Below are 15,102 nucleotides of genomic sequence, written 5' to 3'. Positions count from 1 at the left end.
CGCGGTGGATCTCGCGGACGCACGTGAACGCGCGAAGGTACGTCCGGGCCATCCCGCCAGAGCCGATCATCCCCACGACGTGCGCGTCGGGCCGGGAGAGGTATTTGACGCCCAATCCAGCGCCGCCTCCCACCCGCATGTGCTGGAGATGGCCGTCGTTGATCATGGCCAACGGCTCGCCGTTCCGCGTGCTGAGGAGGAATATCAGCCCGCAATAGGTCCCTGGCTCAACGCAGTACTTCTCTTCGGTCCACGTCCCGTCCGGGTGTCGCGGCCATGTGATGACGTCGGACTTCATGCGAATGGCAAAGACGCCCAGGTCGCTGCTCGCGCCCTCCATGGTTCCCCAGCGCCAGTATCCGTCGTCCCGCTCGCAAGGAACGTACATGTCGACCCGCGGGCGATGGATGGAGGCGCCGGTTCGGAGCCCGAGGAAGGCGCGCTCCTGGACCTCGATGCACTCGTCCATGGTCAGCACGCTCTGGACCATCGCGTTGTCGATGAAGAGCATTGTCGCCTCCGATATTCCGTCTTGTCCGTCGGCGGTTGAGCGGCTACCTGAGCGGAGAGAACGCGGTTGGCTGCATCAGCACGTTGGCGACGAATTCCACCAGATTGCCATCGCGCTCGCTCTCCTTGAAAATGCGCTGGCGCTCAGAGTCGGCACGGAATTCCGCGAATGCGCGCTGGCGCTCGTCCAGGCTGTTCCACGCCAAGATGTAGGTCAGGCGGTTGTTGTGCCCGCCCATGACGGACGTCCAATACCCGACCTGGTGGAACCCGTGTTTTCTGAAACAGTCGATCGTGAAGCCACCGAACCGCTGGACGAGCGCGCGGAGCTTCCCGGGCATCGCGTCGTATTCGCGCAGCTCGAAGAGGTAATGGTCACCTTTGGCGGGATCGAGCGCGGGGCCCTTCTCGATCTGCGAGAAATCCGTCGGCTGCAAGAGCACGTTGTTGACGCGTCGGACCAGTGGCCCGTCGCGTTCGGTCTCCTCCCATTTCGCCGCGCGCTCCGGCGAAGCCTGCCACGCGCTGAATTTTGCCATCCGCTCCTCGAAGCTATCCCAGCCGAGCATGTAGATGAGCTGGTGGTTGTTTCCGCCGAGCAGCGGCGTCCAGAAGCCGACGACGCGGAATCCCCGCTCGTTCCAATGGGGCACCGTGAAGGTCCCAAAGCGGTCCAGCAGCGCAGGAAGGCGGCCGGGCATCACGTCGTACTTCCGCAGCTCGTAAAACATTGTCTCCTCCGTTCGCTTTCGCGCCCATACTACCGCAGCCCTGTTGGCGGCGTCATACCAGGCGCTCCTGCCCGCGGCGCCTGGTATCGTTAGGAAGGCGCGCGGGCAGAGGTCCGCCCGCCGGTCAAGGGAGGACCACATGTCTCGGCGATTAGCGCTGTGTCTTCTGAGTGGAGTGGGCGCGGCAGCCCTCATCATTCCATCACTGGCCACGGCCAAAGGCTCAAGTATTCAGATCACCATCGACACCCCCGTCTCGGGGACGACGGTGTCGAACGGGCAGCCGGTAGATATCACCGGGTGGGCGGTCGACGCGTCAGCGGACGACGGCACCGGAATCGAGGCCATCGAGATTTCGTTCGATTGGCAAAATGGGACCTCGGTTGACCCCATTTTCGCGACCTACGGGATCGCGCGGCCGGATGTCGCGTTGGCGGCGAATCGGCCCGGCTGGCAGGAGAGCGGATTCGCGTTCACCTGGATTCCGCAGGACCTCCCCGAGGGGCCGCTAACCCTTCGGGTGTGGGCGCATTCGACTCAGCATACGTCGCACGCAGCGACCGTGGTCCTCCAATCCGCGCCGCCGCCGCTTGCCGCGACGCCGATGGTTCCGGCAGCGGCGCTGGTCCCGCCAACGCCTACCCCTAGCTCATATCGCGTCCTGCCAAGTGACGCGCGGATTGGCTGCCTCATCGATCTGACGTTGGTGGCGCCTGCACCGTACATGCAGCGGCCCTGCCCGACGCAAACGGTGACGCCCACGGCGGTCGCGCCGTAGATCGAGCGTCGAGTGCGCGACGGACACTGAGCATTCCGGTTCACCCCGCGCTGGAATCAGCTCGAGGTCGCTCGTCGCCCTTCGTGGCCGTCTTGGCGGGGGATGCTATCCCACCAGCGATGCCTGACGCACACTGAACCGTTGCCCCACGAGCGGGGTTATCTCAGCGGCGGGCAGGGGACGGGCGAAAAAATATCCCTGTCCGAGCGCGCAGCCCAGGGACCGCAGCCGGTCGGCTTGTTGCGCGTCCTCGATGCCCTCGGCGACGGTGCTCAGATGTAGGGCGCGTGACATGGCGACGACCGTCTCGACGAGGGTCGTGGCCTCCTCAGCGGCTCCGAGGCGGTCGACAAAGGACTTATCGATCTTGAGGGCGTCGATGGGCAGGTTCTGGAGATAGCTGAGGGATGAATATCCAGTGCCGAAATCATCCAGGGAGAGGCGAATTCCAAGCCTCTTCAGGTCGGTGAGGCGGCCAATGACCCGCTCGCTCCCCTCGACCAACGTGCTTTCGGTAACTTCCAGCGTCAGCAGGTGCGGCGGAAAGGCAGTCTCGTGAAGCACGGCCGCGACGTCGCGCACGAGATTATCCTCGCGAAGCTGACGTGCCGAAAGGTTGACGCTGACCATCACCGGATGAACTGAGTCTTGAGAACGCCAGAGCTCGCCTTGTCGGCACGCCTGCTCGAGAACCCAGAGACCAATAGGAACCACGAGTCCCGTCTCCTCGGCAATGCTGATGAACGCCGCAGGAGGCACAATGCCCCGCTCCGGATGCCGCCAGCGCACGAGCGCCTCGACCCCAGTGAGGGCACCCGAATCGAGGTCGACGATCGGCTGGTAGAGGAGGAAGAACTCGTCCCTCTCGATGGCATGCCGGAGATCGGTGATCAGTCGCAGGTGCGCCAGAGCGTCCGCGTGCATATGGGGAGCGAAAACCTCGGCCCGGCCACCACCGCGCCGCTTCGCCACGTACATGGCGGCATCCGCGTTCCGGATCAGGTCGTCGGCGCACTGGTCGACGTGCTTTGATTGGCTGCAGGCCGCGGATGCGATCCCGATGCTGCACTCCACGAAAACCTCGCGTCCTTGGACAGCGAACGGTTGGCGCAGCTCCTTCACGATCCGTTCCCCAACGGTGGTGGCATCCTCAGTCGACGCGGGATCCGCGAGCAGAATTGCAAACTCATCACCCGCGAACCGGGCGACCGTATCGCCAGGCCGCACGGACGAGGCGACGCGATCCGCCACTTCCCTCAGCAGATCATCGCCGGCCCGGTGCCCCAGACTGTCGTTCACTACCTTGAAATTATCCAGGTCGAGGAACAGCACGACGGCCGGGGTCATCGATCGGCGGCCGCGCGCGAGCGAATGCGCGACACGATCGCGGAAGAGCGCACGATTGGCCAAGCCTGTCAAGGGATCTTCGAAGGCCTGGCGACGTAGCTGCTCCTCGAATTCTTTTCGGTCACTAATGTCACGGAACGTGAGCACGATTCCGTCGACGTTGGCATCTCCAGTGAGATTGTTGGCAAGCACCTCAACCGTTCGCCATGCGCCCGTTTCTGACCGGAGGCGCCATTCGGACGATGGGCCGGCGCCGACGTGCGCCGTGGATTGGGCCAAGAACTCCGACGCGATGGCCGCGTCATCGGGATGGATGAGCGCGAGCAACGACGTACCCTCAATATCGCGGGGCCGATGTCCGAGCTGGGATGCGACCGACGGCGTCGCGTATCGAATCACCGCGCGGTCATCGACGATGAGGATCACGTCAGAGGCTTGTTGGACCAGCGATTCCCAGCGCGCCTCGCGGCGGTGGGCTGCTCGCTCCTCGAGCAGGAGCGCGTTCTCCCGCAGCGCAGCGACCTGCCGGATCAAGACGATGGTGGTAAGAGCGATGGCTCCCAGGACGAGATCGGGCAATGCTTCGTCCGTCGGCACCCGGGAGACCGCCATCAGAAGCCCATACCCGAGCGCCAGGCCCACGTACGGGATCCAGCTAATCGTTTGCCTGACCACACGCTCTCGGCTCGCCAGCGGGCGATCGACGGCGCTGAGTTGCACGTACGCGGCGACGGCCAAGAGCCATTCAGCGCCCACCCATATCAGGTCAAGCCAGTCGCCGCTGACATAGGTATCGCTAAGAATCTTGGGACCGTAGGCAAGATCGGCCGCGACGAACAGCGTGAGGCTGCCCCCGAGGATGAGGAGCGGAGTCCGATTGGCGGTTGGGGTTAGACGCAGCAGGAGGGCGCCGACGCCGCCGATCAGGACCAGGTCGCCGACCGGATACAGGATTGCGATGGCGGCCGCCAGCGGATCCGACTGTTGGGCGGATGCGATGGGCCGAATGACGAAGTACCAGACAATCATGCCGCTCCCGAGCACGACCGCTGCCAGGTCGAGCCAGAACTTGGTCTGCTCGGCGCGCGTTCGCGGGGCCGGTGGGAACAGGACGAGGCCGGTCAGTACGAGGGGATAAAAGAGCACATATGCCGCGTCGGCCCAGGACGGAAACGCCACTTCACCGAGCACGAGCTCATCAAATGCCCAGATCGCGTCTCCGACCGCATAGGCGAGGAACGCCATGGCCAGCACTCGCCAGGCCCAGCGGGCGCGCCGTTGCAGCGCCGGGACGTTTCCGACCCTCGATGCCATGGCCGCCGCCGCCAACGTGAAGGGCAGCGGCGTGATGTCCCCGATGAGCGTTTTCAGATCACCGGTAACCCATCCGAACGCTGTGGAAAAGACATAGAACGCGAGCGCAATGCCCAGAGCCTCGATCACGAGTGCCTCGATCGGGCCGCTGTGGGAATCAGCCGCCGCCGGGCGCGCGACCTGCCGAAGGGCTGTCTGAACCCGACCGATCATCCCCTCCCCCTCCGCTCGCCAAGAACCCGCGCTCCCGTGAGCAATTTGAAACAACCATCGGGGCTCAGCGGCCGCGGTCGCCACGGTGGATGGGGTGGTCGTTTGCGGCAAAATCGGGTAGCCAGCGCGCTTGCCGGCGGGGTGGGGTCTTCCCCCCGCGCGTGTCAGGGGGCGCACGCGGTCGGCGACACGCTAGCCGCCGCGTGTCCCAGAGCGCGACGATGGTGAACGACGGCGCGGGGCCGAGATGGCGGCATTGGAGGGAGCACGTGACATTCCAGCTCGACGGGAAGATCGCGGTTATCTCCGGGGGAAGTCGCGGAATCGGGCTCGCGACGGGGCGCCTACTCGTGGGGCACGGAGCCTCCGTCGCGTTCGCCGGCAGACACGACGACACGGTAGAGCGGGCGGTCGCGGATCTCCAGCAGGCTGCCGCGGCACAGGGCCATGATAGCCGCGTGCTCGGCATTGCGGTCGATCTCACGGCGCCCGGAGGCGTAGAGACGGTGGTCGAGCGGACGCTGGCGACCTTCGGGGGAGCCGACATCCTGGTGAACGGGGTCGGTGATTCCAGCTACGGACCGTTCACGGAGATTACCGACGAGATGGTCGTCTCATCCTGGACGATCAAGGTGCTCACCGCGCTCCGCCTTACGCGCGCGATCGTACCGATCATGGAGCGAAGGGGCGGCGGGGCAATCGTCAACATCAGCGGCGGGGCCGGGCGAGATCCGCAGCCGGGCGGCGTCCCCGCTGCAATCGCGAACGCGGGGCTCCGCGTGTTCTCAAAGGGCGGCGCCAGTGATCTGGCCCGCCGTGGCATTGCGATGAACACCATCTCGCTCGGGGTCGTCGCGACCGATCGACATCTGGCCCGGGCGAGGGCCGCGGCCACCAGAACCGGCAAGTCCGTGGAAGAGGTGCTCCAAGAATGGGACCGCGAGACGCCGACCGGGCGGGTCACGGCGCCCGAGGAAGTGGCGGAGCTTATCGTGTTCCTCGCCTCTCGGCGGGTGCTCAATCTCGTCGGCGCGGAAATCGTGCTGGACGGCGGCTCGGGCCACGGCCTGTAGCTTGGTTACACCGCGTCTTCGGGCCTGGCGCGACGTCCGGGCGCCGGTTCCGTGGCGCGAAGAGTGGGTTTGCGGTATCGTCGAGCGTATCGTTCCAGAACGTTACGCGGATGAAAGATGGTCCGGAGCTGGGCGGTCGTCGCCGCCGCGTTCCTTCTCAGCGCAGCGATCGTCGGCGGAAGTCTCATCGCCGCCAATACGATCGACTACGTCAAGACGTTCGACAGCTCCGTGCTCACCGTCACCGGATCGACCGACGTCCAGATCACATCCGACCAGATCAAGTGGTCCGGCACCTTCGGACGCGACGTGCCGGTGGCGTCCCTGCAGCAGGGTTACGCGCAAATGCTGTCGGACGCGGACATCGTTTCGAAGTTTCTGGCGGACCAGGGAGTCGCGAAGGACGAGATCACCATGTCGTCCATCCTGCAGTCCCCCATTCAGGAGCAGTGCGGCAACCCGCCGCGCGCAGGGTGTACGAACGCCATCGTCGCGTATCGACTTACGCAAGAGGTGACGATCAATTCGGCGGAGGTCGACAAGATCACCGGCATCGCCCAGAAGACGAGCCAGCTCATCGATCAAGGCGTGATCTTCTCGGGTCGCAACCCCGAGTATTTCTACTCCAAGCTCCCGGACCTTCGCGTGCAGCTCTTCGCCGGCGCCACGAAGGACGCGCAGGCGAGAGCCGAGCAGATTGCCGGTAGCACTGGCGCACGCCTCGGCCATCTGGTGTCGGCGAGCACGGGCGTCATTCAGATCACGCCGCCGAACTCGACCCAGATCTCCGACCAGGGGACGTACGACACATCGACGATACAGAAGAAGGTGACCGGCGTCGTGCGCGCCCAATTCACGCTGGGGCGGTAGGGTCGCCTGCTCGGCGAGGCCAGCTCGCGGCCGTGGCTATCCAGCTTGGCGCAGGAGCGGCGCGATGCTCACGCGTCGCGCCGCTCTGGATCCGGAGCGATCGCTAGCTGGGCCTGGCGTACTGCTCCGCGCTCTGCACCTCAACCCCGACGAAGGGCTCGGGTCCGTCGACCCACGCGTCGTGCCCTGGCGGGATGTCGTATGAGTCGCCCCCCTTGATGGTCGCCTGGTTCCCATTGGTGAGGCGAACGGTGATGCTCCCGGATAGAGCGTAGCCGACGTGGTGTACCTGGCAGCTCTCCGTGTGCACCACCGGTTTGATGCACTCGGACCACTTCCAACCCGGCTGCAGCGTCAATCGCCCCAGCGTCGACCCACCGACTCGGACCAGCTCGACCCGGGTCTTGTCCGGCGTCCGGACCTCGTCCGGCGTGCTGTGGCTCTTCACCTCGATCTGATCCGCCATCGTTTCCTCCTCACTATTCCGCGCGCGCTGCGCCTTACGCTTTTGCGAGCTGCAATTCGCCCTTGAAGGGGGCGACGCCCGGCAGCTCCCACTCGTCCCACATTGTGTCGACGTGCGCCTGGATGTACTCGACGTCTTCGTCCGCCAGGTGCGCGAAGCGGCCTTGCTTCATGAGGTACTCGCGGACCGGGGTCCGCTGCTTGCCTCGGGCGTCGTAGGTGTACTCGACCTTCCCGTCGATGATCTCGTAGAGGGGGAAGATGCCGGACTTGATCCCCAGCTCGCCGATCTCCCGCGAGTACTGGGGGTGAAAATCCCAACCCTTCGGGCACGGGTCAAAGGTGTGGATGAAGGTCGGTCCGCCGATGGCGAGCGCCTTCCGCACCTTGTTATGGAAGTCGAGGGGCGGGTAGGTCGCGCTGGCGGTCGCGACGTATCGGCAATTTGGATGCCCAACGGCCAGCATAGGCGCAACGTTCTTCTTCCATCGCCGCTGCATGATCCGGTGCTTCTTCCCTGGTGGGGTAAACGTCGTTTGAGCTCCGTAGGTCGTCATGCCGGTGGCCTGAATGTCCGTGTTCGCGGCGGACTCGTTGTCATACAGGATGACGAGGAGATCGAGGTCGGACTGGAGCGCCCCGGAGATTCCGCTCAAGCCCATGTCGCCGCCGCCGAGGTCGCCGCAGAAGGCGATGACGTTGATCTTCTCGTCGGGGATCTTGCCCTTGCGTTGGAGGGCGCGAATGCCGGCCGCTGTGCCCACCGCCGAGGAGCCGCCGGCGCCGAGCTGCGTGTGCATCCACGGGATGATCCACGGCGTGGTCATGTAGCTCGTGTTGGCGACGTACATGCACCCGGTCGAGCCGGTCGCGATCGTTCGCGGGCCGGCCGCCTTGGAAAAGTGCCGCATCACCATGGCCGACTCGCATCCCTGGCACGTCCGGTGGCCGGACGTGTACATCTCCTCCAGGGGCGTGTCGTGGACCGTTCGAATCCGCTCGTAGTCGATGAAAGGAAGAGGCTGTGCCATGTGCGTCGTCTCCTTTACTCGCGAAGTCCTAGCCAGCTCACGACTTCGGGCGTGTGTTTGCCGTCACGGGCGGCCATCGTGATGTCGAACATCCGCAGGCAGTCGTCGATGGAGATGTCGCGGCCCCCAAGGCCGCAGATGAAATTGGTCACGACGGGACGCTCGCGTAGCGGGTAGAGCGTCGACCGCACCTCGTGGAGGACGATACCGCCATCATCCGGGGAGCCGTGGGCGAAGTCCCGGTCGATCACACCGACGGCCTTGAAGCGGCCGAGGCACGCCCGCAGCTCCTCGGTGGGGAACGGTCGGAACCATCGCAGGTTCACGTAACCGACCTTGTGCCCCTTCTCGCGCAGCCGACGGACGGCCGTTCGGGCCGGCATCGAGACCGTCCCCAGTCCGATCAGAACGGTGTCTGCATCGTCGGTCATGAACTCGTCGAAATAGGGCGACGCGTACCGGTCGGACCCGAAGACGGCGTTCCACTCCGTGTACGCATCTTTGATCACCTGTCGCGCGCTGCGCGCGGCCTCCCAGTTTTGGCGCCGAATCTCGAGCACCCAATCCTCGTTTGCCTGAGGCGCGATGGAGATCGGGTTGTCCGGGTGGAGGCGGCGCGCACCGAGGTTATAGGGCGGGAGGAATCGGTTGACCGCCTCCTGGCTCGGCATCTTCACCATGTGCTGGGAGTGGGTGAGAAACGCGCCATCCATGGCGACCGCCATGGGCATCATGACGCGGCTGTCCTCGGCGATCCGGTACCCGATGAGGATGTGCTCCAGCGCCTCCTGCGCAGTCGACGTCCAGCAGAGAAGCCACCCCATGTCCCGAATCGCCATAGCGTCGTTGTGCTCGACGCCGAAGGCGCCGGGGTCGTCGAGGGCGCGATTGCCGACGAGGAAGAGAACCGGCAGCCGATCGGTGGCTGCGACGACGAGCGCCTCGAATCCGTACATCCACCCGGTGCCAGAGCTCCCGGCAAACGCGCGCGCGCCAACCGAGCTCGCATGCTTCACGATCTCGAACTGCGAGTGCTCGCTGTCCGCGATGATGTACTCGGCGTCGAGCTGACCGTCCGCGATGATCTTCGAGATCCCGTCCATCACTTCTGTGTACGGTCGGATGGGGTACGCCGCCACGACGTCAACGTCGGCGAGGCGCACTGCCTGCGACACGGCCTGGCAGCCCGTCAGCAGCTCGTCGCGGTCCCAGACCCTGGGGTCATTGGCTACTGCCATGCGCTCTGCTCCAATCTGGATTATTGGTCATTCGCCCAGCTTCGCCGGCGGGCCGACCGCCTCGCGAACGTCGCGTCCGGTACCGGTCACGTGGGGATAGGAGACGCGGATTCGCCCCTTCTTTTCCTCAGCCCACGCGATGTAGCCGGCCGGATCGCGACGGTAGTGCTCCCACGGGCTGCTGTTGTCCTCGAAGCGCAGCTCGTCGACCATCACGATGCACTCGGGGACCGGGCAGACGACGGCGCACTTGCCGCAGCCGACGCAGTAGTCGTACGAGACGTCGAAAAGCTTGCCGTCGATCGGATCAAAGCATTCGTCGGGACAGTCCAGCCAACACAGGGTGCAGCCAATGCAGAGGTCGAAGCGAACCACCGGTCGGAGCGACTTGGTGGTGCCGCGGCGGAAGCTGGCGTTCCGACTCTGGCCGCCGGGTCCCATCTCGAAGCCGCGCTCGACGGCTGGCACCGCAGCGCCGATGGAGAAGGCGTGCCACTTGGGCAGTTCCGGGGCCTTGTGGGGCCAGACGATGCCGTCGTTGGGTGTGACGGGCTCCATCCGCCGCAGCACGGCATCGTGGGCTTCTCGCGCAGCCAGCGCCCGCCGCTCCTCGCCCGTCTTCGCGACGAGATAGTCCGCGACGGCGTCGATGGAGATCACGTCCGGATCGACGGCCGAGATCGCGCCGAGGACCCGCTCGTGGGTAAGGTCGTCTTTGAAGACCCAGAGGCCGGCGAGATTCGCGTCGCCCTCGAGGGTGGTGACGCGATACGTGAAGTCGCGGCGCGCCACGAACTTCGTGAGGTCGCCGACATCCTTGCGAGAGACGATCAGGAGGCACCCATTGGGAATGATCTTCTCGTTGATGGGCCGAATCCCATGCCACCCCCAGGGCTCGACGCCCTTGACCATCGTGTCATCCAGCACGACGGAGACATCCGCCTCGTCGATGTCGAGCTTCGCTCCGCATTCGGCTTCCAACTCTTCTTCCTGGAGGTCCGGCGACACGAAGGCGAAGTACTTGCAGGGGATTCCGTTGCGCTCGGGCGAGTCCGAGTAGCGCCCGTTAGAGAAGCCGACCTTCCCCATCCGGCTGGCGATCACGACGATGTCCCCGCCAATGCGTTTAGCCAGGGTCTTTTGGAAGATGCCGCGGTAGTTGATCTCCACCCGTTTGATCATGGCGACTCCCTGATGCCGCGTCGAGTTCCGGGGGCCCGGCCGCGGCCTGCGAATGGCACATCAAATCACTGGTCGCCCATGCGCGTCAAGCGCCTCCTGTGCGGGGGCCTCCGCGCGGGGGAGACGGGAAATGCTTCAGCGCGTCGCCGTCGCCACGATCCGTTCGACGGTGGCGTGTGGAAGGGGACCGGCCTCGGCGGCTCTGGCGGCGAACTCGATCTGCTCGACGCTCGAGACCCCGACGAGCGCGGTAGCGATGCCCGCGCGGCTCAAGGCAAACCGAATGGCCAGCTCCGCGAGGCTGACGCCCAGCTCGCTGGCGATGGACTTGAGTCGCTCACCGCGCGCCACGTCCGCGGCGTAGTCGGTCCCGGTGATGAGGGTTCCGCCGGTGCCGCCAGCCAGCGGGTGCCGCTCCCGCGAGTCGGCGAGGGCTCCGGCCGCGAGGATCCGGATGGCAAGGACGCCCATGCCAGCAGCCGTTGCGTGGTCGATCATGAGGTTCATGTTCTGGGGAGCGAAGCCTGCAGGCACCGAGTAGCCAGCCGATGGGTTCACGGCACTGAAGTAGCAGTGCAAGACGTCGAAAGCGCCGCTGTCGATCGTCCGGATGACCGCCGACGTCTCACCGAGGCCGGTGAACCCGAGGAAACGAATTCGCCCGTCCCGCCTGAGATCCTCGAACAGATCGTGGACGGGGCCCAGCATGTGCGATACGGTTAACGCGCGATCGCCCGCGACATGAGTCTCGCGGATTCGGCCGTGGTAGTACAGAATGTCGACGGAGGTGCGCCCGAGCCGTTGCAGACTCTCGTTGAACAGCGCTCGCGCGCGCTTCGCGCCGTTCTCCAGGTCCTCCGCCGTTAGGCCCAGCTTCGTCCCCACGAGCACGTCCGGATGCAGTGCGTGCAGCGCCGCGCCGAGGTTCCGCTCGGAGAGGCCGTCGCCGTACGAGGCCGCCGTGTCGAAGTAGGTAACGCCGAGCTGAACCGCCCGCTCGATGGCGCGAAGCTGCTCCGCGCTCGCTCCGCGAATGAGGAGCCCGCCAACGTTGCCGCAGCCGAAGCCAATCTCCGAAATCGCAACGCCGCTCTTTCCGAGGGTTCGCGTGCGCATGGGGTTACCGCAGCCCGAGGTTCGCGCGGCGTGCGGTCATTACGCCTCCGAGATCCCGTAAAGCGCGCGCGGATTGTCGTCGAGCATCCGCTCGACCACGCGCGGATCGACGTCGCCCCGCTGCGCGAGCTTCCTGTGGGCGACCAGCTCGGTCGACGTGTCCGCGTGGCCGTAGTCGGTGCCGATGACCAGGTTCCCCTCGCCCGCATACCGCAGCACGTGAGGAATGTCGTCATCGACCTGGCTCGCGACGAACATGCGATTGCGCGCCATGATGCTCTCGCTGGGAAGGTTCCAGCCCTTCCACAGGAAGCGCTTCTGTAGCTCGCGAACCACGTACGGCACCCAGTCCGAGCTGACCTCGACGAATCCGAACCGCAGCTTGGGAAAGGCGTCGGGGATGCCGCTGACGAGCAGGGAGTGGAAGGCGCCGATGACGCTGAGCTTGAATTTCAGGAAGTTGCCGTTGTCTCTGTCCTGCGAGAGCAAGTCGACCAGGGCGGAGTTCCCGAGCGAGGCGTGGACGCAGATGGGCATGTCGAGAGCGCTGGCCTCTTCGTAGATCGGGAAGAAATATGGATCGGGAAGAAGGCGCGACCCTTCGACGCTTCGCATGAAGACGCCGCAAGCACCGTGGTCTTTGGCGAAGCGCAGCTCCGCCGTGGCGGCGTATACGTCGTCCAACGGCACTCGCGCGACCCAGCGCAACCGACCCTGACCCTGCGTCCAGGCCTCGGCGAGCCAGCGGTTGTAGCTCTTCCAGAGGGCGCCCTCGACGGCGGGATCGTCGCTGACGGCGGTGAGGAGGGACGGATAGAGCACCTGAACGTCGACCCCGAGTTGGTCCATCTGGCGGAGCCGCAGGCCGATGTCGGTCAGCTCGCGGGCGGGCGCCGGCGTCACCTTCCCGACGTTGCCGCCCTTCGGGCGGAGGTTGCCGTTGAACGACCAGAACTCGCGCGTCGATCCATCTTCGCCCTCTTTCCGCACGATCTGGGGACGCCAGGACGGGTCCACTCCATTCATGAAGTCCCACGTGTGCTCGCACTCGTGCACGTGGGCATCGGCATCGATGACGGCCATCGCTTCTCCCCCCGTCCGTCGCGCAGGCTGACTGCCTGATTGGCAGCGTGACGACCGTTTGATGATGCACCATCGGTGCGGTTGGCGTCATTCACCCGTCCGGTCGGTTTAAGTTTTGAGGCAACACGCACGGGGCCTGAATGGGCGGTGCGCCCGTCGCGGAAATGCGAGCCGGCTAGGCCCTGCTCCCGACGATCAGCGCGTCGTGGCGACGGGCGGCCAGAAGGAGCTGGGCTTCACGCGGTGCTCCGCCTCGTAGTGGGCCAGGAGGCGCTCGATGAGCCGGCGCGGCTCCGCGTCGTAGAGCACCACAGCGCCGGTCTCCTTGTTGCAGAGCGCTACCAGATCGCTCACAGCGTCTGCCACGCCGCCCGTGCCGGTCAGCACGCCGATCAATCGGCCTTCGTCGTATGCGATGGAGAACTCGCCGAGAGTGCCTGAGCGTCCGCCCGCGATTACGACGATGTCAGATGAGCGGATATTCTCAATCTCGCGACCCATCAGCCCCGAGCCGGTGTAGATCAGCACGTCGAACCCGTCGACGGGCGAGCCGTACTTGTGGACGTGCTCGTGGAGCGACAACCCCGGCGAGATCCCGACGACGAGGCCCCCGACCTCCTTGGCTCCCTGGACCGCCGCGTATGAAAGGCCCGGGCAGGCCCCGGTGAGGAGGACGCAGTCGCGCTCCGCGATGGTGCGCCCCAGCTCCTGAAGCCGCTCCCACGCTCCATCCACGAAGGGGCCCTCAGACGAGCCCATGACCCCGATTGCCAGTCGCACGGTCGTCGCCCTCTTCCTCTCTTTTTCCGCTGCTCGCGCTTCCTCGCTGCTTCGCCTCAGCAGCCGCCGGATCGCGAACGGCCGTCAGGAACCGGCCGTCAACATCGCCGACACCAGCTCCTTCTCTTCGACGCGGGGCTCGGCCGCGCGGACGAGCAGGATCGGCTGCGTCACTTCTCGCAGCAAGCGTTCGGCGACGCTTCCGTGGCGAAAGCGATCGTATCCACCACGTCCGTGGGTCGCCATGATCACGACGTCCGTCCCGTCGGCAATCATGGCGATCACTTCGTGCGCTGGCCCGACGGCGGTGCCGATCGTCACGTCCAGCCCGCTGAGACGCAGGCGTCCGGCCATGCGCGCCAGGTACTCGACCGCGTCGTGCCGCTCCTCGTCGCTGTCCACTGCCTGGCAGAGGTGCGCGTGTGTCAGGGGCTTCAGCGCCAGCGCTTCCACCATGGGCACCGCTTCCTCAGCGAGGGCGGACCCGTCCAACGGGACCACGGCGCGCTTGAGGGTCGTGGGTTGGGGACCAAAAGAGGGCACCAGGAGGACGGGCGCGGTGCCCTGGCGCACCAAGAGATCCGCAACGCTCCCCCGGGCGAATCGCGCCAGCCCGGTTCGGCCGTGGGTCGCCATGACGACCAGATCGGGCCGGCTCTCCGCCTCGAACTCGAGCAAGGCCGCGCCCGGTGATCCGTGCAGGAGGTTCTCTTCGGCCGGTACCCCTCGGCCGCGCGCTCTGGCGGCCAGGGTCTGCAGGTTTCGTCTTGCGCCCTCGTCCAGCGCGTCCATCACTTCCTGGTAGATGGTCGGGTCGACGTAGCCCTCCACGCCAACGCCCATGTCGAGCCACGACAGGTACTGGACGACCTGAACCAGCTCGATCTCTGCATGGTGCGTGGCAGCGATCTCTATGGCAATGGGGACGGCGCGCTCGCTCAGGGGGGATGCGTCAGTCGGAACGAGCAGCTTTCGAATCATCCGTATCGCTCCTTTCTCCCTCCCACACGGCAAGGCCGGGTGTCAACCTGGTCGGCTCGCCGGGAGCTTCAATCGTCTGGGAGGAGTATCCCGGCGCGCGTTCGCATTGCGACACGTTCCCAGGGGTAGTCAACCGTGCGCGCGGAGGGCGCGCAGACGCTCACCCCTTCGGGCAGGCCCTGCCCTCGGACCTTTCCACCTCGCGCGATCTGTGGAATCATTCGTCCAGCCGCTTGAATGAAGCCGCGTCCCGACCCCTCGCTGCGCGAAGATGCGACGGCGACGGTACCGCTCTGCGCGAATGCGCCATGCGTGGTGGCCCGCGCGCCCCGGCCTGAGGTGCGCGCACGAACGTAACGCGTCCCAAGAACATCCACGCCGCACGTCTGC

Annotated in this window: 14 protein-coding genes; 3 read left to right on the top strand and 11 right to left on the bottom strand. The window is 65.7% G+C overall.

Annotated elements, in window-relative coordinates; genetic code table 11:
- A partial coding sequence (locus tag VFC51_05350; protein HZT06435.1) for an ornithine cyclodeaminase family protein occupies positions 1–511 on the bottom strand: 511 nt, incomplete at its 3' end.
- Positions 512–554: 43 nt separating this feature from the next.
- Positions 555–1,241, bottom strand: coding sequence for an NIPSNAP family protein (locus VFC51_05345; GenBank protein HZT06434.1), 687 nt, complete (start codon positions 1,239–1,241; stop codon positions 555–557).
- A 139-nt stretch (positions 1,242–1,380) separates the two neighbouring features.
- Between VFC51_05345 and VFC51_05340 the strand changes: the two genes are divergently transcribed.
- A complete protein-coding gene (locus tag VFC51_05340) occupies positions 1,381–2,019 on the top strand; it encodes a hypothetical protein (GenBank protein ID HZT06433.1) in 639 nt (212 codons plus the stop codon).
- Positions 2,020–2,124: 105 nt separating this feature from the next.
- On the opposite strand, the gene VFC51_05335 is transcribed toward VFC51_05340, so the two are convergent.
- Positions 2,125–4,893, bottom strand: coding sequence for an EAL domain-containing protein (locus VFC51_05335; protein HZT06432.1), 2,769 nt, complete (start codon positions 4,891–4,893; stop codon positions 2,125–2,127).
- Positions 4,894–5,162: 269 nt separating this feature from the next.
- On the opposite strand from VFC51_05335, the gene VFC51_05330 reads away from it, so the two are divergent.
- Together VFC51_05330 and VFC51_05325 are read left to right on the top strand one after the other, a co-directional pair.
- Positions 5,163–5,966, top strand: a complete 804-nt coding sequence (locus VFC51_05330) for an SDR family oxidoreductase (protein ID HZT06431.1) — start codon at positions 5,163–5,165, stop codon at positions 5,964–5,966.
- A gap of 117 nt (positions 5,967–6,083) precedes the next feature.
- Complete coding sequence (locus tag VFC51_05325) at positions 6,084–6,836, top strand: SIMPL domain-containing protein (protein ID HZT06430.1); 753 nt, start codon at positions 6,084–6,086, stop codon at positions 6,834–6,836.
- A gap of 103 nt (positions 6,837–6,939) precedes the next feature.
- Here VFC51_05325 and VFC51_05320 read toward each other — a convergent pair whose 3' ends face one another.
- The 8 genes from VFC51_05320 to VFC51_05285 form a co-directional block, all read right to left on the bottom strand.
- Entirely contained in the window at positions 6,940–7,302 is a 363-nt protein-coding gene (locus VFC51_05320) for a cupin domain-containing protein (GenBank protein HZT06429.1), read from the bottom strand.
- A gap of 34 nt (positions 7,303–7,336) precedes the next feature.
- Positions 7,337–8,332 (bottom strand): thiamine pyrophosphate-dependent enzyme, encoded by a 996-nt coding sequence (locus VFC51_05315; protein ID HZT06428.1) that lies wholly within the window; start codon positions 8,330–8,332, stop codon positions 7,337–7,339.
- 14 nt (positions 8,333–8,346) lie between these two features.
- Positions 8,347–9,570: a pyruvate ferredoxin oxidoreductase gene (locus tag VFC51_05310; GenBank protein HZT06427.1), complete on the bottom strand. Its 1,224-nt coding sequence runs from the start codon at positions 9,568–9,570 to the stop codon at positions 8,347–8,349.
- A 27-nt stretch (positions 9,571–9,597) separates the two neighbouring features.
- A complete protein-coding gene (locus tag VFC51_05305) occupies positions 9,598–10,752 on the bottom strand; it encodes a 4Fe-4S dicluster-binding protein (GenBank protein ID HZT06426.1) in 1,155 nt (384 codons plus the stop codon).
- Between the two features lie 135 nt (positions 10,753–10,887).
- Positions 10,888–11,868: an aldo/keto reductase gene (locus VFC51_05300; protein ID HZT06425.1), complete on the bottom strand. Its 981-nt coding sequence runs from the start codon at positions 11,866–11,868 to the stop codon at positions 10,888–10,890.
- Between the two features lie 39 nt (positions 11,869–11,907).
- Positions 11,908–12,951 carry an amidohydrolase family protein gene (locus VFC51_05295; GenBank protein ID HZT06424.1) on the bottom strand — a complete coding sequence of 348 codons (1,044 nt, stop codon included), beginning with the start codon at positions 12,949–12,951 and terminating at the stop codon, positions 11,908–11,910.
- 195 nt (positions 12,952–13,146) lie between these two features.
- Positions 13,147–13,731, bottom strand: a complete 585-nt coding sequence (locus VFC51_05290; GenBank protein ID HZT06423.1) for a hypothetical protein — start codon at positions 13,729–13,731, stop codon at positions 13,147–13,149.
- Between the two features lie 84 nt (positions 13,732–13,815).
- Positions 13,816–14,712 (bottom strand): universal stress protein, encoded by an 897-nt coding sequence (locus VFC51_05285; GenBank protein ID HZT06422.1) that lies wholly within the window; start codon positions 14,710–14,712, stop codon positions 13,816–13,818.
- Positions 14,713–15,102 lie beyond the last annotated feature (390 nt).

It is taken from the genome of Chloroflexota bacterium (assembly GCA_035652535.1).
Lineage (GTDB): Bacteria > Chloroflexota > UBA6077 > UBA6077 > SHYK01 > DASRDP01.
Note: the sequence above shows the minus strand (reverse complement) of the source record. Positions and strands in the feature narration are given on the sequence as shown.